The organism is Pseudoalteromonas sp. MQS005, from assembly GCF_001661605.1.
In the GTDB taxonomy this organism is placed as follows: domain Bacteria; phylum Pseudomonadota; class Gammaproteobacteria; order Enterobacterales; family Alteromonadaceae; genus Pseudoalteromonas; species Pseudoalteromonas tetraodonis.
Window position 1 is genome coordinate 1 of sequence record NZ_LYRQ01000011.1, and the last position, 18,646, is coordinate 18,646.

An 18,646-nucleotide genomic window follows, 5' to 3' on the forward strand; every position below is an offset into this window, starting at 1 on the left:
ATAAATAGTTTCAAAGTTAGCTGATTATTTATGAATATAAATATTAAAACGAATGTGAAATAGAGCTGTCTTTCTAAAAATTAACCATTGATTAGATTAAGAATTCTTACCTTTGATGACCTACACCCTTAGACCCTACCAGAGCGAGGCGGTTGAACGCACCGTTTTACACTTTAGAAAAACTAACGAACCTGCTGTTATTGTTTTACCTACAGGTGCGGGTAAAAGTTTGGTGATAGCAGAACTTGCGCGTATTGCTAAACAAAAAATATTGGTGTTGGCGCACGTAAAAGAATTAGTGGAGCAAAATGCTCAAAAATATAAAAGCTTTGGTCTTGAGGCGAGTATATTTTCCGCAGGTCTCAAAGAGAAGTCGTTAACCCATCAGGTCACTTTTGCCAGTGTGCAGTCGTTATCGCGTAATTTAGACAAACTTAATGAGCACTACTCACTACTTATTATTGATGAGTGCCACAGAGTAAATGGCGAAAAGAAAAGCCAGTACGGAAAAGTTATTAATGCGCTTAAATCTCACAACTCTGAATTAAAAGTATTAGGTTTAACCGCGACGCCTTACCGACTAGGGTTAGGCTGGATTTATCATTATCATTACCATGGCTTTGTAAGAGGCAATAAAGAGAGCCCATTCAAACACTGTATTTTTGAATTACCTTTGCGCTATATGATTAAGCATAACTACTTAACTCCCCCTAAAGAGGTTGATGCTGCGATTAGCCATTATGACTTTCCATCTTTAAGTAGTAATGCATTTGGGCAATATAGCAATGAGGATATGAATGCGCTGTTAAAAAAATCGACCCGTGCAACTCAAACAATTTTACAGCAGATTATTCAATATAGTGAGAGCCGTCATGGGGTGATGGTATTTGCAGCTACGGTTATGCATGCAAAGGAGGTAATGGCTTATTTACCAAAGGATCACAGTGCACTGATCACCGGAGATACTCCTAATAGCGAGCGCGATAAAATAATTAAACAATTTAAAGCTAAACAATTAAAGTATTTAGTGAATATATCCGTTCTTACTACCGGATTTGATGCCCCCCATGTTGATTTTATAGCTATTTTACGCCCTACAGAGTCGGTAAGTTTATACCAGCAAATTGTCGGTAGAGGCTTGAGGTTAGCTGAGGGTAAAGATGATTGTTTAGTGATTGACTATGCAGGCAATGGTTTTGATTTATTCTACCCAGAAGTTGGCGATAAAAAAGGCGATAGCGATAATGAACCCGTGCAAGTGTTGTGTCCTGGGTGTGGCTTTGCCAATATATTTTGGGGCAAAACAGATGCTGATGGCAAAGTAATCGAGCACTTTGGCAGGCGTTGCCAAGGTTTGCTAGAAGACGATAACGGGTTAACCGAACAGTGCGATTATCGTTTTCGTTTTAAAGAGTGTGAGCAGTGCGGTGCACAAAATGATATTGCTGCCCGAAAATGCCATGACTGTGGTGCTGTGATGGCCGATCCTGATGATAAACTACGTAATGCGTTAAACCTCAAAGATGCATTAGTGCTACGTTGTAGCGGCTTGAGCGTGACTAAACTTAAAGAGCAATTGTTAAAAGTTACTTATTTTGATGAAGACGGAGCCAGTTGTGATGAAGTTTTTGATTTAGCAAACAAAGGTGCTCGGTATTACTTTAATCAGCAGTTTGGTAAGCGTGTAGGGCAGGGACAGTCACCAATTGAATTTATCAGTGCAGAGCAAGTTATAAAAGCCCAGTTTGATTTAATACCACCGGATTTTGTGATTGCTCGAAAAAGTAAAAAGTATGGCTGGAAAGTAGCAGATAAACTTTTTGATTATAAAGGCAGCTTTAGAAAAGCAAACCAGCTAAGCCGATAGGCTAAGCTGGATATCATTCATCATTTAAATTAGGGATTATGCCTCTTCTGCGTCTAATCCCCAACCATCACCATAGCCATTAAAGCTGTTCGCTATGCTTTCAATGTATTGTTCTGCTTGGCCTAACAGTGCATGTTCAGGCACCATTTGTACATGGGCTATTACCTCCCAAACACCGGTATCTTTACATTTCTCAACATCAGCAGTTTGCACTAATGCATCGTTTACAATCTCAGTTGCAAATTTTTCGGCATCAACCTGTTGTTCAAATAAAATGTAAAAATCAATTTGTTGCATTTTACTTAAATCTACACCAGCGGCGGAAATTTCAGCAAGTAGCTGGCCATTGTCATCATCAGGGAATTGCATTAAAAAACTCATTAATTTTATTTTGTACTCGTTATAGCTATTGTAACCAAAATAAACCGTTAACGCGTACTAAATTTTGACTGCATTTTTGAGTGTTAATTGCGATTAAGTTAATGTTAGGCTCATTGTGGCTATGGTAGTATATCTCTGTCTAGCGGTTTATTTTATGGATACCACAGTAAGGATATTTACTTGTTCAATCAGCTTTTAAAGTTTTTTTGTTTTTTTTGCTTATTAGTAAGCCTGTCTTCTATTGCCTCTGAAAATATTATTGAAGATTATGAAATTAAAGGGATCAGTGGCGACTTAGAAAATAACGTTGCACTTTATTTAAAACAACTTGTTGGTGAAAAACCAACCCGTACACTTCGTCGGTATGCAAAAACGCAAGTTGAGAACAGTATCAAAGCCTTAGGTTATTACAGTCCAGTAGTAAATATTGATTTTGATAAAGACGAGCGCGAACTTGTTGTAAATATAGAGCGAGGCCCAGCCACACGTATTGAGTCACTTAATATAACTATTAATGGTGAAGCAAAACAGGATCCGTTCGTTCAAAAAACGATTGAAGATCTTAATTTAAAACAAGGTGATATTTTAAATCATGGGGTTTATAGCAGCGCGCATAAAAAAATAGAGTCAGTGTTGCTAGAGTATGGATATTTCGATGCAAAATGGCCTGTTAGAAAATTTGAAGTATCACTCAAAAAACACAGCGCAACCATTACTTTTACTATTGATAGCGGTGTTCGTTATCAATTTGGTGATATTTTAATTGCCAGAAATACTCCAGCCGAAAAATATATCCGCTCTTTGGCGCCATTTAAAATGGGGCAGTCGTACAAAGCATCCTATATTGCCGATTATAATCTTGATTTATCAAGTACCCCTTATTTTAAGAGCGTGCGTATTTACGCCGATATTACAGCGAGAAAAAACAAGCAAGTTCCTATAAAAGTCGATGTGTTACATAAACCAGAAAATAGTTATGAAATTGGTGGTGGCTTTAGTACAGATTTAGGGCCGAAAGTACGTTTTAAATGGAGTAAACCATGGGTCACCGATAACGGGCACTATCTTGAAAGCAATTTAAATGTTTCTCAAAAACAGCAAGATATTTCCATGGCTTACACCGTGCCGGTGAATGATCCGAACGATGATTTATGGCGCTTTTCTGTCGGTTATAAGTTGGAAGATGAATTAACCAATCAAACCTACAGTGAAATACTAACAGGTCAGTTACAGCGCCAGTGGTTAACTGAGCATAAATGGGTACGAACGGCTTTTTTAAGGCGTGAGCAAGAAACCTACCGCATAGGGGATGACGAAGAAAAAACAACTGAAATGTTAATGCCTGGGATCAGTTATGCGCGTAAACAATCAAAGGGTGGCACCACACCTTATTGGGGGGAGCAGTGGTCTATTTCAGCTGAGTTTGGACTCGATAGCGTACTCTCAAGTACCAATTTGGTTAGAGTTCAATTACAGCATGCTTGGTTACGTACTTACCTTGACCGCCATCTGATCTTTTTAAAAGCAAACGTGGGCGCAATGATTGTTAATGATATAAATAACGTGCCATTTTCTTTGCGATTTTATGCCGGTGGCGACCAAAGTGTCAGGGGTTTTGCTTATCAGTCGATTTCTCCGCAAAACGAGCAGGGTGAGCGTATTGGTGGTAAATATTTATTAGCGAGTACCGTTGAATACAACTACCAATTTGCTAAAAATTGGCGGGCTGCGCTGTTTGTTGATGGGGGGACCGCAACCAATGATTTTTCAGAACAATTTGAGGTAGGTGCAGGATTTGGTTTTCGCTATTTAACACCGGTTGGTCCGATAAGAGTTGATCACGCGTGGGGGCTCACAAAAGAAAGTAAAAGTACCCGTTTAAGTATTACCATAGGGCCTGAAATTTAATGTCAGTATTTAAAAAAGTAACGGCGATAATTAGCGCCGTTTTAGCAACGCTGTTAGTTACACTGTTTTGCGTTTTGTTTACCGCCCCTGGTAATCAATTGCTTGCTTATACAGCGAATAAATTGGTTGATGGATTAACCATTGAAATAAAAAATGGCCGATTTTTATACAATGACGCATTTAACTTACAGTTTGACCAAAATGGCTTAAGCGTTAATGCACAGCAACTAAAGATAGATTTATTTTGGTGGCAATGTGATGGTATTTGTATTGATAATTTAAGCGCTAAGTCGATTAAATTAACCTTGCCAAAAAGCGCTGAAAATAAAGATGAGACGCCAACCGCAGCAGTAGAAAAAATAACCTTACCCTTTAATATTGCATTAAAAAATCTAGCTATTGATGAATTTATTTTAAATCATTCAAGTGCAAATGTAACACTTAACACTCTGCAATTGTCGGCAAAGGCTGAAGGGTCTGATGTTACAATTAAACGCTTAACCATTCCTCGTATTAATGTGGTATTAAAAGAGCAAACCGCAGCTCAACAAGCAGCGGCTAATCAACAAACAACAACGGCTATTAAGGAATTACCAGCTTTACCTAATATCGATTTTATCTCGCCACTTAACATCAATGTTGAGCAGTTCAATATCACCAACGTGACAATAAATCAGGGCGAGCAACACTATTCAATTAATGATATTGCCCTGCAAATGAGCGTAGAAGATGCCACTATTAAAGTACAGTCACTATCGGCAGGTTATCAGCAGTGGCAGTTAAATACTCAGCTTGATGCAACACTGGAAGGGGCTATGCCTATTAACGGCAACATTAGCTTAAAAGGGAATGAACACAGAGCTACTCTTGATATAAATGGTGATCTAGCCAAGCTTAACATTGCGCTTGATACCACAGGATTATTTCCTTTAAATTTGAGAGCAACAGCCAACCTCAAACAGAAAAACTATCCCTTTAGTGTTAATGGCAAAATTAATCAATGGCTTATTAATACACAAAATAATGAGCTAAAGGTTAAAAACATCAATTTAAGTGCCCAAGGTAATGCTAACGACTATCAATTAAGTTTAACGGGTAATACTCAGCTAGATGCTTATCCAAGTGTAGATTTAAACGCTCAGCTAAAAGGCACACTAACCAAGGCAACGCTTGAAACGCTTGCTTTAAAAACTAACGATAGCGCTGCGAATATTCAAGCACAGCTTGATTGGCAACAGGGAATTAAAGCGGACTTTACCGGCGTTTTATCAAATTTAAAAGCGCAATACTTAACCGATGCACTAACCAGTGATGTTTCAGGGACGTTTAAAGGCGTATTTAACGCTCAAGCCGATACCTGGCAGCTACAAATGAACAATACTAAGCTAGCTGGCTTTTTAAACAACGTTCCCTTAGAGTTTGCTGCAAACTTTAAGTTAGATAATCAATTAAAAGCGGATATCGATAGTTTTTATTTAAGTAGTGGTGCTAACAAGTTAACTTTGAATGGGCAGGTAGATGATACATGGCAAGTTGACGGTGATATCACGCTTAATAGTGATGAGCAGGCTAACCTTCCTTTTATTGCTAACGGTAAAGCGGATTTAAAAGTACGCGGCAACAGATTAACCCCTTCGGTTAACTTAGCCGTCATACTAGAGCGTTTTATTTTTAATGAGATAAACATTAATAAACTTGCTATAAAATCTCAACTAGATACGGCCGCTGATTGGCAAACTGATCTCAGTGTTAATGTTGCATCTGCACTGGTCGCTGGGCAGCAAATTAATAATATAAACATAGCTGCCAGTGGTGATAAAACAGATCATCAACTTAGCGCGTCGATTGATGCCGAAAAAGGCGCGGTGGAACTTGAGCTTAATGGCAAAATGAAAAATGCCATTTGGAATGGTGAGCTAAGTGACATAACCCTTAGTGATAAAAAGCTGAGTTTTAATAATACTAAAAAAATATCCGTTATGGTGAATACACAAAACGGGGATTTTGATGTGAGCGCTCATTGTTGGCAATCAGCTCAAAGTAAGTTGTGTATAGATACCTTGTCGCAAAGAAAAGCGCTAGGGCAGTTTAATGCAAAGCTTGCTAACCTCTCACTTGCAGAGCTTAAGCACTTATTACCAGATAATATTCGCACACGCGGAGACTTAACAGGTGATTTTGCTGCTAATTGGCAGTCAGGTGCACTTAAAACACTCAGAGCCAATGTAAATTCTAATGGATTAAATGCAGTGCTAACCTCAGAAGAGGATCGATTTAAACTCCCAATAGAAACACTCAGTATTCGTGCTTTTTCAGATTCGCAGGTTGGTAAAATTGAAGCTAACTTGGCATCCAGTGTGCTAGGTAAAATAGCTACCGATATAAATATTGACGACATTCAAAATACACAAACACTCTCTGGTAACGTTAATATAGATAAAATTTTACTTTCAGACATTCAGCCATTTTTAGATACGCTTGAGCAACTTAAAGGGGCAATCAGCGGACAGGTTACATTAGCAGGAACGCTCAAAGATCCTCAGTTAGATGGTGAGCTTAATATAGCAGACATTAATTTAGAGGGAGAGCAATTACCCGTTGCACTTAAAGACTCTAATATACATATTTTATTTAATAAAACCACGGCAACGATTAAAGGTAACTTAAGTGATCCTCAAGGCGGGCAAGTTAAACTTACCGGTGATGTTGATTGGCAAGGTGAGCAACCCGCGGTTAATGTTGCAGTTGTTGGCAATGAGTTTTTTGTTAGAGCGCAGCAGGGTGTGATATTTAAAGTATCACCCGATCTAAAAATCGGCATAGCAGATAACGCGCTTAACCTTGTTGGTGAAGTGGTTGTACCTTATGGGCGTATAGAAATTGAAGAGTTGCCCGAGGGCGCAGTGCAAGTAAGCGATGATGAAATAATTATTGATCAAAAAACACAAGCGGCTAAAAAAGTCCCTTTTGATTATGATGTAGACTTAAAAGTAACAGTAAAAAATGATGTAAAAGTCGAATCGTTTGGACTCAAGTCTAAAGTAACTGGTGATTTAGCGCTTAAAATGAGCCAAGGTACGCCAATTATTGCAACCGGAGAGCTTAATTTAATAGAAGGGACGTATTTAGCCTTCGGGCAAGACTTGATAATTAGAACAGGGCAAGTAGGTTTTAGTGGCGCAATCGACAAACCGTATCTCAACATTAAAGCGATTCGTAACCCAGATAATACCGCTGATGGTGTGATTGCCGGGGTGACTTTAACCGGCAGTGTTGAGCAACCTACGTTAAAAGTATTTTCTGAGCCTGCGATGGATCAAGCCCAAGCCTTAGCCTATTTACTCAATGGGCAACCATTAGGAGAGGGCGACAGCTCTACAGATGCTATGTTAACTCAATTATTACTTTCTCAAGGCGTGAGTCGCAGTGAGGGAGTGGTTTCTAAGGTGGGTGAAACCTTTGGTTTATCTGATGTAAGCTTAAGCTCTAAAGGCAGTGGTGAACAAACAAAAGTAGAGATATCGGGTTATATAGCCCCAAGCTTACAGGTTAAGTACAGTGTCGGGGTGTTCGACTCACTCAGTGAAGTGGCTGTGCGCTACCAGTTACTCTCTAAACTATACATAGAAATAACCAGTGGCTTATACCAAAACGTAGACATACTGTATAAGTTTGATTGGGACTAGGGTCTGTTGACCTTTGCGGATTAAAATTTGTTCAAACTAGGGGCGGTTTAATCGCGGCGCGAGGTTTGTAACCTAGTGGGCTAAGTAAAAACCGAGTAACAAAGAGTAAATTGCCCCTAGGCAGAACCCGAAGGGCAGCGCCTGTTTGGCATTGATGCTGCGTTATCGCCTATTTATGGGGAATAACCACACCACATAGGCTCTGCCTTACCTAAATACCAAACAGGCTGCTGCAAATTTAACCTTGAAAGGTCAACAGACCCTAATAGATAACAATTAAAAAGGAAAGGTATGAAAAAGTGTGTAGTGACCCTTTTAGTGTCGGCTTTGTTAGGTGGGTGTGCCCAGCAAAGTACTCAATCACCAGCCTCATCGGCTAAAAAGCTAACAAGCAGTGAGATTATTGCGGCGGCTAAAGATGATGAATGGCGATGGGTCGAATCAGAGAATATTCTAAAGTTAACCCTGCCCACAGGCGCTGCATATATTGAGCTTAACCCCAAACTTGCGCCTAAACACACTGCGAATATTAAAAAACTGGCAAGACAAGGCTTTTATCAAGGTACTCACATTTACCGTTTTGTTGAAGGGTTTGTAGCTCAAGGTGGCGATAGTACGGGTAAAAAGTTAGCCAAAACTAAACATAACACGGTGCCAGCGGAATTTTATTTAACCACCACTGAGCCACTTTCAATAACCGAGATGGGCAGTGATGGTTATGCACCGGTAACGGGGTTTTTAGGTGGCTTTGCGGTTGCACAAAACCAAGCGCATACACAAACGTGGCAAGTCCATTGTCATGGCATATTTGCAATGGCGCGCGATAACGATATAAACAGTGCCAGCAGTGAGTTTTTTGTCACCATAGGTCAAGGGCCGCGTTATTTAGACAAAAATATTACCGTGTTTGGTCGGGTGCTTAAAGGCATGGCACATTTTCATCAGCTAGCGCGAACGCCAACTGAAAATACCGAGTTTAACCCCATTACTGATCTACAAGTATTAGCGGATTTAGCAGACGATAGCAGCCAATTTAAAGTAATGAAAACAGACTCTAATTCATTCAAACAATTAATTATTGCTCGGGGTAACCGCAGCGAGGAATGGTTTGCGTACAGCCATAATTATATTGATGTGTGTGGCATGGCGGTGCCAACTAAGCAACTTAATGACTAAAAAAGGAGCCTCAGGCTCCTTTTTTGTTAAGGTAACGCGACACTTATTGACGGTTTATTTTTACCGAAAATGGGGTTTCGTTATAATGTGTTGAGCGATATGGGTTTATATCAAGCCCACCACGGCGCGTATAACGAGCGTATACTTCAAGTTCTTTAATATGGAGTTGAGTGGTTAAGTCGCTGTAAATACGTTCCACACATTGCTCATGAAACTCATTGTGAGTTCTAAATGAAATTAAATAGCGTAATAATGACTCACGACAAACTTGCTCACCGGTATAGCGAATAATAATACTCGCCCAATCCGGTTGTGAAGTAATTAAACAGTTAGACTTAAGCAAGTGGCTATGCAAAGTTTCGGTGACTATTTTATTGCTTTGTGATTTAAGTGAATGGGCATCAATATGGTAGTTATCTATCTCAATATCTAACTCATCAATACACTCACCTGGAAGCGGTGTGCAAGGAATACAATTGTAGTCATCAGCGCTGTATAAGGTTACCTTTACAGGGCTGTTTACCGCATTGGATAAGTCGTCAATTAAATGTTGTTTAACAATTTCAATACTCCCAAAACGGCTTTGATTAAAGCTGTTTAAATAAAGCTTAAACGACTTTGATTCAATAATATGACTACTTTGACATTCGAAAGTAAACAATGCCACCGCAACTTGAGGCTTACCTTTAGTATTTAACCAAGACAGTTCGTAACCTGTCCATATGTCTTGGCCTTTAAACGGCAGCGCAGTTTCATCAATACTTAATGAATCGCGATTAAGCTTGCGAGCAATAGGAAAAAGCAAGCTGGGCGTGTATTGATCGACATACTCAGTAGATTGACCAAGTACGCTGCCTTTAAGATCGGGAGAATTGCTGTAATCTGTCATGTTTGCTCTTAAATAGTTACAATGGATGCATTATATATAAATTAAATGAGTTTCACAGTATGTCTGTTGCAATGCAATTAGCTCAACTTCACGAAAAATTTAGCGAACAAACGATTACTAATACACAAAAGCGCCCATTAATCGTCCACGATGAGCAATGGCCAAGCCCATGTGAAATAGGTAGCGCCGATGAACATGGCATGATCCAGTGGCAAGCGATAGTTAGAGAGCCTACAGGTTCATTAATCGATCTCGCTAACGCATTGGAGCTTGAGTTTCCAGAGGCGTTGAGTCAATTTTATGGCCATATGTTTGCTGGCAGTGTTGTAGCCAATATTGACGGACATCAAGTGGAATTATTACAAGCATGGAATGAAGATGATTTTGACCTACTGCAACAAAATATCACCGGCCATGTTTTAATGAAACGTAAACTCAAACAAGCGCCAAGTGTATTTATTGGGTTAACCGACCAAGACGATTTGCTTGTTACCGTATTAGTAGAAACAGGTGAGGTGTGCCTAGAGTATGTAGGTAAAAAGCCACATCATGTACTTGCCAAAAACCTCAGTGAATTTATAGCGTCGTTGACAGTATAATTATAAGGTAGTTTTGAGGTGTGATGTTTTTAGACATAGCACCTTAAGTGTGGGATTTATTGAAAATCCCACGAAATATTAGAGACTAAACCACACGGTTCACACCTAAAATCAAACAAGCCAAACCAAGGCTCGGGTAATTTCCATTCACCATGGCAACTCGGGCATTTACGCTCAAGTTCAGAGGCTTTATCAACCCCCCCTACACGGTATAAATAATAGTAAACAGGCTTTTTAGTTAAAAAACTAATCCGTTTAGTTATATCTTTACCACGGCGGTATAAATCACTTTGGGTGCTGGCTATTTCTTCAAGCGCTGGAAATTCACAGCGTGTTGCACCATTAATTTGAATTTGATCGCACGCTTGCCAATCTTCTTGCCATTTAATTAGTGTTTTATAGTCACCATTAGCAATCGCAGGAATATTAAATAGCGGCACGGGTAAAAAGTCATCGCCACAATACAGTGGGCTACATGTATGCACATAGGTGGTATATAAAATATAGCTTGATGGCTCTTTACAGCCATCGGCACCATTGGAGTGAATATCTTGGCCGATGACCTTTACTTTGGGAGCAAGCAAACCAGCGCCATGAAGCTTTTCAACACTGTGTTTAACAAACGCACTGTTATTAAGTGGGTGCATGGCGTCTTCGGTCGGGCACATTACACGAGTAATAAAATAGCCATCTTTTAAAACCGTTGGAAATTCCTCTCCAATGATTTGGCCATTAAAGCGTAATGCATTCACTAAGCGGTTTATTGCCTGTTCGGCTTGCTCTAGGGTTGTGTCTTGGTAGCAATCAAATGTTAAATCAACAACAAACATTTATAGTCTCAAATTATTTTTGCTCTAGCAAAGCAAGTAATCGATCAAGTTTTTGCTCAATTCGATCTAACTGAGTGTTTTTAGGATCTGAGTTACTTGCTTGCTCGGGTGTTTTCATTAAATTATAAATTGAATCGGGATTATTTTTATATTGACTCACTGCCGCAATAATAACCGGCATAGGAAGTGGTTTTACTAAACGGCTTTTAGTTAGTGCAACAGTGGGGACTTTGCCTTCATCAAGAAGGACTTTAATAGCTTCAAATACAGCAGCATTCATTCGATTTATAACTCTTTAATAAAGTAAGCTCGCAACATGGAAGTTGCGAGCAGGTATGGTAACAATAAAGTGGCTCAGACACATTAAAATGTGCGATTTAATTATTTTGACGAAGGCGAGAGTCGAGTTCGTCAATTACCTCACTCCAATCGCCATCAACCGCCAGCGATTCAGCAATAAAGTGTTGTTGGGCTTCATCCCAAAAGGGAGCATCTTGCAATAATGTGGTATCCGAAATGGCATGCGATGCAATAAATGCATCTATTTCTGCTTCTGTATTAGGTAACCCTAATTGTGCGAACAATGTATTTATGTCGTGCTTAGTCGTATCCATAATCGTGCTCCTTAATGAATTAATACTTAATACTTATTAACTCTAGGGGGGAATGATATATCTAGCCAGTTTAACCCTTACTGAATTTACGCTTTATTTACTCAGTAGTAAGTCGCTAAAGCATGATCTGACTCAATGCAGTGGATGAGCGTACTAACTAAAATGTAAATTCGCTTATTTGTCCCACTTAGGTATATAGTTATATGAGCATTTGGTCATCGTTGTAGTTCAAAATTAATCCCAAACAAGTTACGCGGCGTAATGACAAAGGGTATAAAATAATAAAGGAAATAAAATGACAGCCACAGCAGAATCCACAGACACGTTTAGCGTGCAACATATTGCACCAGAAGATATCAGTACCGCTGCAAGCCTTATATATCAGGCCTACCAAAATGACCCTATTTTACAAACTCTGCTAGGGTATAACGAAAAAAGCCCTCTGGACTATGAAAAAAAACTCCGTGCGCTTATTCGCGAAGAGCTCAGTAGCTTTTGGCAAGAAAAACAGCCTTTAATTGGCCTTTACCGTAACGATAAGTTAAAAGCAGTTGCTTGTGTATTTGAGTCAAGTAGCCAACTTCAAGCAGAGCGTTATTGGCATTGGCGATTAAAGTTGATGTTAAGTGCCGGTTATTTGCAAACGAATCAATTAATTGAAAAAGAAAAAACTATTCGTGATGCACTAAAGCCGCAAGGCAATTACTACTTTTTAGCGTTTATCGCCGTTGACCCACATTTTCATGGTCAAGGGTTTGGCCGCCAATTACTTAAAGGCTTAGATGGTTTATTACATGACAATCCTGAGTCCTCTGGTATAGCGGTATTTGTGACTCGTGACGAACATACGCAATTTTTTAAATCACAAGGCTTTGAGCACTTTAAGCAGCTCACATTTAACCGAGTTAAAGGTGAATTACTTTTTAAAACTGCTCTATCTGTACAAGGCTAGGTGTTTAGAATTGTGATTATGTAAGCCAATGTTCCAAATAGGGCGCACTTACGTGAGATATATCTTACATTAACGTGCGCCTTGTCAGTTTAACTCCGTATTTTATCTTCTTAAAAACATCAAGCCATTGTTATTTATAGTTATTTTTATTTTTCAATTTTATGACCGTAATTTTTTTTGTTTTCCTCACTATCATACTAAGCCGTTTGCTTTAAACTTTACTTTGTCAAGACGACATAGCCCAATGATTGAGCTACTGCCACGGATAAGGAATCAGGCAACTAAGTAGTTACTAGCAGGAAGCACAAAGGACAAGTTAACACGGATGCAGGGATGAAACAGGAAGTACACGGAGTACTAAAATAGCTGGGAGCTATTTAAAGGACACCAAGGATGATGCGATAGGAAATTGCAGGAGCGTTAGTTTACGCAGGATAGCCAAGGCGGCAAGTGGATATTACAGGATGCAATGGAGAGTAAACACGGTAGTTTGCTCGTTCAGAGGATGATAAACAGGGAATAGGTAAAGGATACCTTACAGGATGTTTGCAATTGGGGCGTAACTGAGGTTACGCCTTAGTTTTTTGTGCTAAGAAATTATATTCTATGTGGTGGCACAACCACACTTTTTAGTTTTTCATCTTCCATGATTAATACCCCTTGGTAGGCGTTTTCACCGTCACTTGAAAACTCAAAAATAAATTCGCTTTTCATGCCCGGTTTACCACTTTTTAAAATGCCAAATCGACGTTTGTTGCAAGCTACACTCATAAGTTGCACTTGCAATTGCTCGCTTTGCCGTTTGGCATGAACGTTCGCTGCTTCGGCTATTTTACGATTTAGCCAAAAAAAATAAATTACAGCACCAATAAGTATGAACGTCCATAAACTAGCCATTTAAGAGAATAACCTTCCAATTGCGCGAGCTAATGTCTCGCTTCTGTTTTCTTCACGTAATAAAGCTAATAAGTGAGGGCGAATAGTCGCAATTGCAACTAAATCTGCAAAAACGCTAGGAAATAATTCAGCTATTTTCTCATGATGCGCACAGTTATCCATAAACACATGTAAACGCTGTGGCTGTTCTAACTGTTTGAAGCAGCGACCAGCAATGGTCAACAAAATATCAGAATCTTGCCCTAAAGGTGAGTTAAGCGCGCAGTCAACAAGTTGTGCGCTAAGCCCTGCTGCTTGCCCTGATGATATTGCACGCAGCGCGGCAGAGGCCGCAACAACATCATTATTACTAAGGGCGGTTTGCCCATAACTTAACAATAACTCACTTAACGAGGGCGGTATTTCGATGTGTTCAAGCATTGCACTTAATGGCTGTAATACTTCAACTGGTAATTTAGGCCACGCTGCTTGTAAGTGCTTTAAGTTATCAGCACTATGAAGACGATAAGCAAAATCGGCAATGCCTTGTAACGCGACATTTTGCCAATTATCAAAGCCAATTTGGCCACTAAAGTAGAGTTGGGCGTGCTCGTAGTATTGAGACGCTGGTTGCTTTAGCAACACTTTAACTTGTGCATTAAACGCCGCTAATTTATTCGCGTTCGGAGTAAATACATAAGGGTTGTTATCGAGTGTGCCATCGGCTTGCTCGCCGGTAATTTCTGTTCCTAGTGCCTGAATAACCATATCTGCAAAGTGATCACGGCTGGCGCTTACTAACTTACTTTGCTCATCAAGTGGGAATTTTAAGAACCACACATAGGGTTCTTTACTGGCTTTGCTATCCCAAAACTGAATCGCTAACCATGCATGACCTGCTAATGGGTAAGGGTAAGGAATTTGCGCTTGTTCAACGGCTAAAAATTGTTGTTTATCAAGCTTGGTAATGTGCCTGCCAATATCAAAAGCACGCCATTGAGTGCCTGCACCATCTAAAAGCTGGCCTAACGTAGCTATATGTTCACTCATGGATTTCCAACTGTTTTTACTACAAAATTACCTTAATTATACGCCATAGCGACTGTTGTGGGAACAGGGTATAATTGCATAATACACAGACCAAAGGGTGATTATGTACCAGCAAACCCACATATATTTACAGCAATTAGCGGCGCTACTTAAAAAGCATCAACTGTGGCAGGTTGAGCCACTGAATCCCGATTTATTAGATTCTAGCGTACCGTTTTGTCACGATACACTGGCATTTGAACAATGGTTGCAGTTTGTATTTATTGAAAAGTTACAGCGGCTAATTGACAACAAGCAGCCGTTACCGCGCAATTTTGCAGTCGCCCCGATGGCGCAAATGACACTCACTGATAAATCAGGCAGCGAAGACATTATCGCTTTACTGACCCAATTAGATTCATATTTAGGAGAGCCTAATGAGTGAGCGCCCAGAGCCTATTGAATACGGCGAACTGTCGATTCTTTATCAAGATGAAAATTATGTAGCAATAGATAAACCCTCTGGGCTACTTGTTCATCGCTCATTTTTAGATAAACATGAAACCCAATTTGCAATGCAAATGCTGCGCGATCAAATAGGGCAACATGTGTTTCCTGTTCACCGTCTTGATAGGCCTACTTCGGGTGTATTACTGTTTGCATTAAGCTCAGAGGCGGCGCGTGATATGAATCAATTATTTATTGAGGGCACAATAACAAAACGTTATTTAGCGTTGGTACGCGGGTTTGCGCCTGAATCTGTTTTTTTAGATAAACCGTTAAAAGAAGAACTCGACAAAATAGCCGATAAGTTTGCTGATCAAGACAAAGCCGCGCAAGAAGCACAAACCCAATTTAATTGTTTGCATCAAGCTGCGCTGCCTATCCCAATAGGAAAATACCCAACGGTTCGTTATTCTTTGGTAGAGTGTTTTCCTAAAACGGGTCGCAAACATCAAATACGCCGGCATTTAAAGCACTTGTCTTTACCTATTATTGGTGATGTAAATCATGGCGATAACCAGCATAATCAGTTTTTTAGGGAGCATTTTTCGCTTCGCCGTCTAATGTTGTTTGCATCAGAGCTTAGCTTTGTGCACCCTTATAATAATGAACCCATAACAATTAAAGCGCCGCTGGGTGATGCAATGTTAAACATTTGCAAACAGCTGGGGTGGCCAGAACAAGAAGAGGATTATTAAATGGCACATATTAGTATTTTTGTTGGCAGCGTGTATGGCGGTGCAGAGCGATTAAGTGAGCAAGTTAGCGACACGCTAGAGCAAGCTGGTCATCAGGTTAGTGTCTTCGAGCAGCCTACTTTAGATGATATAAAAAATGCTTCGCATATTTTAATTGTTACCTCGACCACTGGGCAAGGCGATATTCCTGATAATTTAGCGGATCTTTATCATCAATTAAATAGTACTTTTCCAATGCTAACAGACAAGCCTTTTGGTATTGTTGCCATGGGTGATAGAAGTTACGGTGATACGTTTTGTGGGGCAGGGCGCAGCTTTGATGAGCTACTACGTGATTTACAAGCTAAACCTGTTGGTAACCGACTAGAAATCGATGCCTGTGAAGACTTTGAGCCATGGCCGGTAACTGAGCCTTGGTTGCAAGCTTGGCTTGGTAAATTACCCTCATAAATGCGCAGACTCTAAATGAAAAAACATAAACTGAGTTTGGTTGTGCTTGCGGGTGGCTTAGGTAGTCGCTTTGGTGGCAATAAACAAATAGCAGCAATCCCTGGGCTAAATTGCACGATTATGGAGTTAAGCATTACTGATGCGTATCGCGCCGGTGTGACACAGGTTGTACTGATCATCAATCAAGCCGTTCGCAGTGAGATAGAACACACTATTTTACCTCGCTTACCTAAAGCCCTTGACGTGGTATTAGTAGAGCAACATAACGCGCTTGTTCCTGATGCATACAAAGCACTATCACAGCAACGTATAAAACCATGGGGCACAGGGCATGCGTTACTGTGTGCCAAAGCATATATTAACAACCCTGCAATTGTTATTACCGCAGATGACTATTATGGTGCGTCTTCATTTTTATTGCTTAGTGAGCATTTTAAAAATAGCCCCGAATGGGCAATGGTGGGGTACCCGATTATCAATACCCTCTCTGAGCACGGTGGGGTTAATCGCGGGGTATGTAGCATTGCTGATGGAAAGCTTGTTGCAGTGACGGAATATTTAAATATTCAAAAAGAATCTGCACATATTGTTGGAAATAATCCGCAGGGCTTGCGTGAAAAAATTAGCCGAGATGCGCTAGGATCTATGAGTTTTTGGGGGATCACGCCGTGCTTTTTTGATTATTTGCAACAAGGTTTTGAGACGTTTTTACAGCAATATAACGCTAATACTCAGCAAGAGTATTACTTACCTGATCAAATCCAGCAAGCGATTAATGTAAAAGCACAGCCTGTATTTGTATACACTGCAAAAGAGCCTTGGTTTGGTGTTACCTATAAATCAGAACTGACAAGCATTGCGGCTACTTTGTGCGCATTGCGTCAAGCGTAAAGGTGTTAATACCAATTTTATTAAAAATATGATCAATCTAGCGTATTAAATAACCCGCTTCCTGCGTTAAAAATTATTTATATAGAACAACTATGTATCATAATTTTCGCCTTGCTATCGCGTTATTTCCTTGTCGCTGTAATCGTTCACTAATTTAATGCAATTGATATAAATTATTGTCGCCTTGGGCGAAAAGAGTGAAGTAGAAAATGAATTCAATTCCTATAGAAGTTTACTTATCTGAGAGTTTTGGCCTTGACGATAAGCATGCGAGTATAAAACCCATTGGTAGTGGGCATATCAATACTACCATGTTATTGAGCACACCTAAGCGGTCATTGGTTGTACAAAAGCTCAATACGGTGGTATTCCCAAAACCACAGTTACTTGTTGATAATGCAAGATTAATAGAACAACACTTAAGCAAAAAGCAGCAAGTCGGTGAGTTCAACTTAGCAATTGTGCGGCATGTAGCAACAACTCAGCATGACTATTTAGTAAATAATAATAACGATACTTGGCGAGCCCTTGAGTTTATTGGTGGCAGTTACAGCGAAGATGTGGTTAATACTGTTAGCCAAGCGCAAACCGCGGCTAATGCATTTGGCCAATTTGCTGCAGCATTAGAGGATTTTGACGCTAACAAATTACATGCAGTTATCCCTAACTTTCATAACTTAGCCATGCGTGCAGAGGTTTTTAAGCAAGTTATTAACGCCGATCCTCATAAACGTGTAGCTCATTGTCAGGAGGAGGTTGATTTTTGCTTGTCGCAGTTCTCACTCATTGATGAGCTCAATGCATTAGCTGGAAAAGTCCCTATTCGCGTGTGTCATAACGATACTAAAATAAACAACATGCTATTTTGTTCAGATTCAAATGATGCAAAAGCGGTGATTGATTTAGACACCTGTATGCCAGGTTATTGGCTTAATGACTTTGGCGATATGGTCAGAACATTCTGCTCTGCAGAGCAAGAAGATTCAACAGCGCTTGAAAAAGTAGGTGTTCGTGAAGACATTTTTGCAGCAATTGTTAAAGGTTACGTTGAACCATTAAAGTTAGTATTAACGGCCGCAGAAAAACAAAGCTTTTGGTTAGGTGCTAAAGTAATGCCTTTTATGATTGGCTTACGCTTTTTAACCGACTATATAGACGGCGATAATTACTTTAGTGTTAAATATGAGAGACACAATTTAGATCGCGCAAAAAATCAATTTGCGTTGTACAGGGATATAGTAAGTAAGCAGCAGGTATTAAAGGCGATGTTAACTCAGATATAAGCACAATTGGTTA

At 39.8% G+C, this 18,646-nt stretch carries 18 protein-coding genes; 11 read left to right on the forward strand and 7 right to left on the reverse strand.

Annotation, left to right across the window (positions count from 1 at the left end; all coding sequences use genetic code 11):
- Positions 1-115: 115 nt before the first annotated feature.
- Entirely contained in the window at positions 116-1,867 is a 1,752-nt protein-coding gene (locus tag A9479_RS05545; RefSeq protein WP_064662905.1) for a DEAD/DEAH box helicase, read from the forward strand.
- A gap of 36 nt (positions 1,868-1,903) precedes the next feature.
- Here the strand turns inward: A9479_RS05545 and A9479_RS05550 are convergent, their stop codons facing one another.
- Complete coding sequence (locus A9479_RS05550) at positions 1,904-2,236, reverse strand: ribonuclease E inhibitor RraB (RefSeq protein WP_008109396.1); 333 nt, start codon at positions 2,234-2,236, stop codon at positions 1,904-1,906.
- 192 nt (positions 2,237-2,428) lie between these two features.
- Between A9479_RS05550 and A9479_RS05555 the strand changes: the two genes are divergently transcribed.
- The 3 genes from A9479_RS05555 to A9479_RS05565 all read left to right on the forward strand — a co-directional run bounded on the left by A9479_RS05555 (position 2,429) and on the right by A9479_RS05565 (position 9,018).
- A complete protein-coding gene (locus tag A9479_RS05555; RefSeq protein ID WP_064662906.1) occupies positions 2,429-4,156 on the forward strand; it encodes an autotransporter assembly complex family protein in 1,728 nt (575 codons plus the stop codon).
- On the forward strand, positions 4,156-7,842 hold the full coding sequence (locus A9479_RS05560; protein ID WP_064662907.1) for a translocation/assembly module TamB domain-containing protein: 3,687 nt from the start codon (positions 4,156-4,158) through the stop codon (positions 7,840-7,842). Before A9479_RS05555 ends, A9479_RS05560 begins: the two co-directional genes overlap by 1 nt.
- 291 nt (positions 7,843-8,133) lie before the next feature.
- On the forward strand, positions 8,134-9,018 hold the full coding sequence (locus tag A9479_RS05565) for a peptidylprolyl isomerase (protein WP_064662908.1): 885 nt from the start codon (positions 8,134-8,136) through the stop codon (positions 9,016-9,018).
- A 43-nt stretch (positions 9,019-9,061) separates the two neighbouring features.
- Here the strand turns inward: A9479_RS05565 and queF are convergent, their stop codons facing one another.
- Positions 9,062-9,907 (reverse strand): NADPH-dependent 7-cyano-7-deazaguanine reductase QueF, encoded by an 846-nt coding sequence (queF, locus tag A9479_RS05570; RefSeq protein WP_028834075.1) that lies wholly within the window; start codon positions 9,905-9,907, stop codon positions 9,062-9,064.
- Positions 9,908-9,966: 59 nt separating this feature from the next.
- Here queF and syd point away from each other — a divergent pair, with 59 nt between their 5' ends.
- Entirely contained in the window at positions 9,967-10,506 is a 540-nt protein-coding gene (gene syd, locus A9479_RS05575; protein ID WP_016898959.1) for a SecY-interacting protein, read from the forward strand.
- 56 nt (positions 10,507-10,562) lie between these two features.
- On the opposite strand, the gene A9479_RS05580 is transcribed toward syd, so the two are convergent.
- From A9479_RS05580 to A9479_RS05590, 3 genes are all read right to left on the reverse strand, one after another.
- Complete coding sequence (locus tag A9479_RS05580) at positions 10,563-11,336, reverse strand: Zn-ribbon-containing protein (RefSeq protein WP_064662909.1); 774 nt, start codon at positions 11,334-11,336, stop codon at positions 10,563-10,565.
- A gap of 13 nt (positions 11,337-11,349) precedes the next feature.
- On the reverse strand, positions 11,350-11,616 hold the full coding sequence (locus tag A9479_RS05585; RefSeq protein ID WP_024601586.1) for a hypothetical protein: 267 nt from the start codon (positions 11,614-11,616) through the stop codon (positions 11,350-11,352).
- Between the two features lie 97 nt (positions 11,617-11,713).
- Entirely contained in the window at positions 11,714-11,950 is a 237-nt protein-coding gene (locus A9479_RS05590; RefSeq protein WP_013465367.1) for a DUF2789 domain-containing protein, read from the reverse strand.
- 295 nt (positions 11,951-12,245) lie between these two features.
- Between A9479_RS05590 and A9479_RS05595 the strand changes: the two genes are divergently transcribed.
- Positions 12,246-12,902, forward strand: coding sequence for a GNAT family N-acetyltransferase (locus A9479_RS05595; protein ID WP_028834078.1), 657 nt, complete (start codon positions 12,246-12,248; stop codon positions 12,900-12,902).
- A gap of 597 nt (positions 12,903-13,499) precedes the next feature.
- On the opposite strand, the gene A9479_RS05600 is transcribed toward A9479_RS05595, so the two are convergent.
- Complete coding sequence (locus A9479_RS05600; RefSeq protein WP_013465365.1) at positions 13,500-13,799, reverse strand: DUF3301 domain-containing protein; 300 nt, start codon at positions 13,797-13,799, stop codon at positions 13,500-13,502.
- Complete coding sequence (locus A9479_RS05605; RefSeq protein WP_013465364.1) at positions 13,800-14,828, reverse strand: DUF3549 family protein; 1,029 nt, start codon at positions 14,826-14,828, stop codon at positions 13,800-13,802.
- Positions 14,829-14,931: 103 nt separating this feature from the next.
- On the opposite strand from A9479_RS05605, the gene A9479_RS05610 reads away from it, so the two are divergent.
- The 5 genes from A9479_RS05610 (at position 14,932) to A9479_RS05630 (ending at position 18,633) form a co-directional block, all read left to right on the forward strand.
- Entirely contained in the window at positions 14,932-15,252 is a 321-nt protein-coding gene (locus A9479_RS05610; protein WP_013465363.1) for a YqcC family protein, read from the forward strand.
- Positions 15,245-16,009 (forward strand): tRNA pseudouridine(65) synthase TruC, encoded by a 765-nt coding sequence (gene truC, locus A9479_RS05615; protein WP_013465362.1) that lies wholly within the window; start codon positions 15,245-15,247, stop codon positions 16,007-16,009. Before A9479_RS05610 ends, truC begins: the two co-directional genes overlap by 8 nt.
- Positions 16,010-16,459 (forward strand): flavodoxin, encoded by a 450-nt coding sequence (locus tag A9479_RS05620; protein ID WP_013465361.1) that lies wholly within the window; start codon positions 16,010-16,012, stop codon positions 16,457-16,459. It abuts the gene before it with no gap.
- A gap of 15 nt (positions 16,460-16,474) precedes the next feature.
- Entirely contained in the window at positions 16,475-17,350 is an 876-nt protein-coding gene (locus A9479_RS05625) for an NTP transferase domain-containing protein (protein ID WP_013465360.1), read from the forward strand.
- 209 nt (positions 17,351-17,559) lie between these two features.
- Complete coding sequence (locus A9479_RS05630; RefSeq protein WP_064662910.1) at positions 17,560-18,633, forward strand: phosphotransferase enzyme family protein; 1,074 nt, start codon at positions 17,560-17,562, stop codon at positions 18,631-18,633.
- Positions 18,634-18,646 lie beyond the last annotated feature (13 nt).

Excerpts from the sequence above, each read along its gene's own strand:
- A9479_RS05605 (WP_013465364.1), bottom strand. The coding sequence starts at position 14,828 with ATGAGTGAACATATAGCTACGTTAGGCCAGCTTTTAGATGGTGCAGGC.
- A9479_RS05595 (WP_028834078.1), top strand. The coding sequence starts at position 12,246 with ATGACAGCCACAGCAGAATCCACAGACACGTTTAGCGTGCAACATATT.
- A9479_RS05590 (WP_013465367.1), bottom strand. The coding sequence starts at position 11,950 with ATGGATACGACTAAGCACGACATAAATACATTGTTCGCACAATTAGGG.
- A9479_RS05610 (WP_013465363.1), top strand. The coding sequence starts at position 14,932 with ATGTACCAGCAAACCCACATATATTTACAGCAATTAGCGGCGCTACTT.
- A9479_RS05625 (WP_013465360.1), top strand. The coding sequence starts at position 16,475 with ATGAAAAAACATAAACTGAGTTTGGTTGTGCTTGCGGGTGGCTTAGGT.
- queF (WP_028834075.1), bottom strand. The coding sequence starts at position 9,907 with ATGACAGATTACAGCAATTCTCCCGATCTTAAAGGCAGCGTACTTGGT.
- A9479_RS05550 (WP_008109396.1), bottom strand. The coding sequence starts at position 2,236 with ATGCAATTCCCTGATGATGACAATGGCCAGCTACTTGCTGAAATTTCC.
- A9479_RS05545 (WP_064662905.1), top strand. The coding sequence starts at position 116 with ATGACCTACACCCTTAGACCCTACCAGAGCGAGGCGGTTGAACGCACC.
- A9479_RS05580 (WP_064662909.1), bottom strand. The coding sequence starts at position 11,336 with ATGTTTGTTGTTGATTTAACATTTGATTGCTACCAAGACACAACCCTA.
- A9479_RS05600 (WP_013465365.1), bottom strand. The coding sequence starts at position 13,799 with ATGGCTAGTTTATGGACGTTCATACTTATTGGTGCTGTAATTTATTTT.
- A9479_RS05585 (WP_024601586.1), bottom strand. The coding sequence starts at position 11,616 with ATGAATGCTGCTGTATTTGAAGCTATTAAAGTCCTTCTTGATGAAGGC.
- truC (WP_013465362.1), top strand. The coding sequence starts at position 15,245 with ATGAGTGAGCGCCCAGAGCCTATTGAATACGGCGAACTGTCGATTCTT.
- A9479_RS05565 (WP_064662908.1), top strand. The coding sequence starts at position 8,134 with ATGAAAAAGTGTGTAGTGACCCTTTTAGTGTCGGCTTTGTTAGGTGGG.
- A9479_RS05620 (WP_013465361.1), top strand. The coding sequence starts at position 16,010 with ATGGCACATATTAGTATTTTTGTTGGCAGCGTGTATGGCGGTGCAGAG.
- syd (WP_016898959.1), top strand. The coding sequence starts at position 9,967 with ATGTCTGTTGCAATGCAATTAGCTCAACTTCACGAAAAATTTAGCGAA.
- A9479_RS05630 (WP_064662910.1), top strand. The coding sequence starts at position 17,560 with ATGAATTCAATTCCTATAGAAGTTTACTTATCTGAGAGTTTTGGCCTT.
- A9479_RS05560 (WP_064662907.1), top strand. The coding sequence starts at position 4,156 with ATGTCAGTATTTAAAAAAGTAACGGCGATAATTAGCGCCGTTTTAGCA.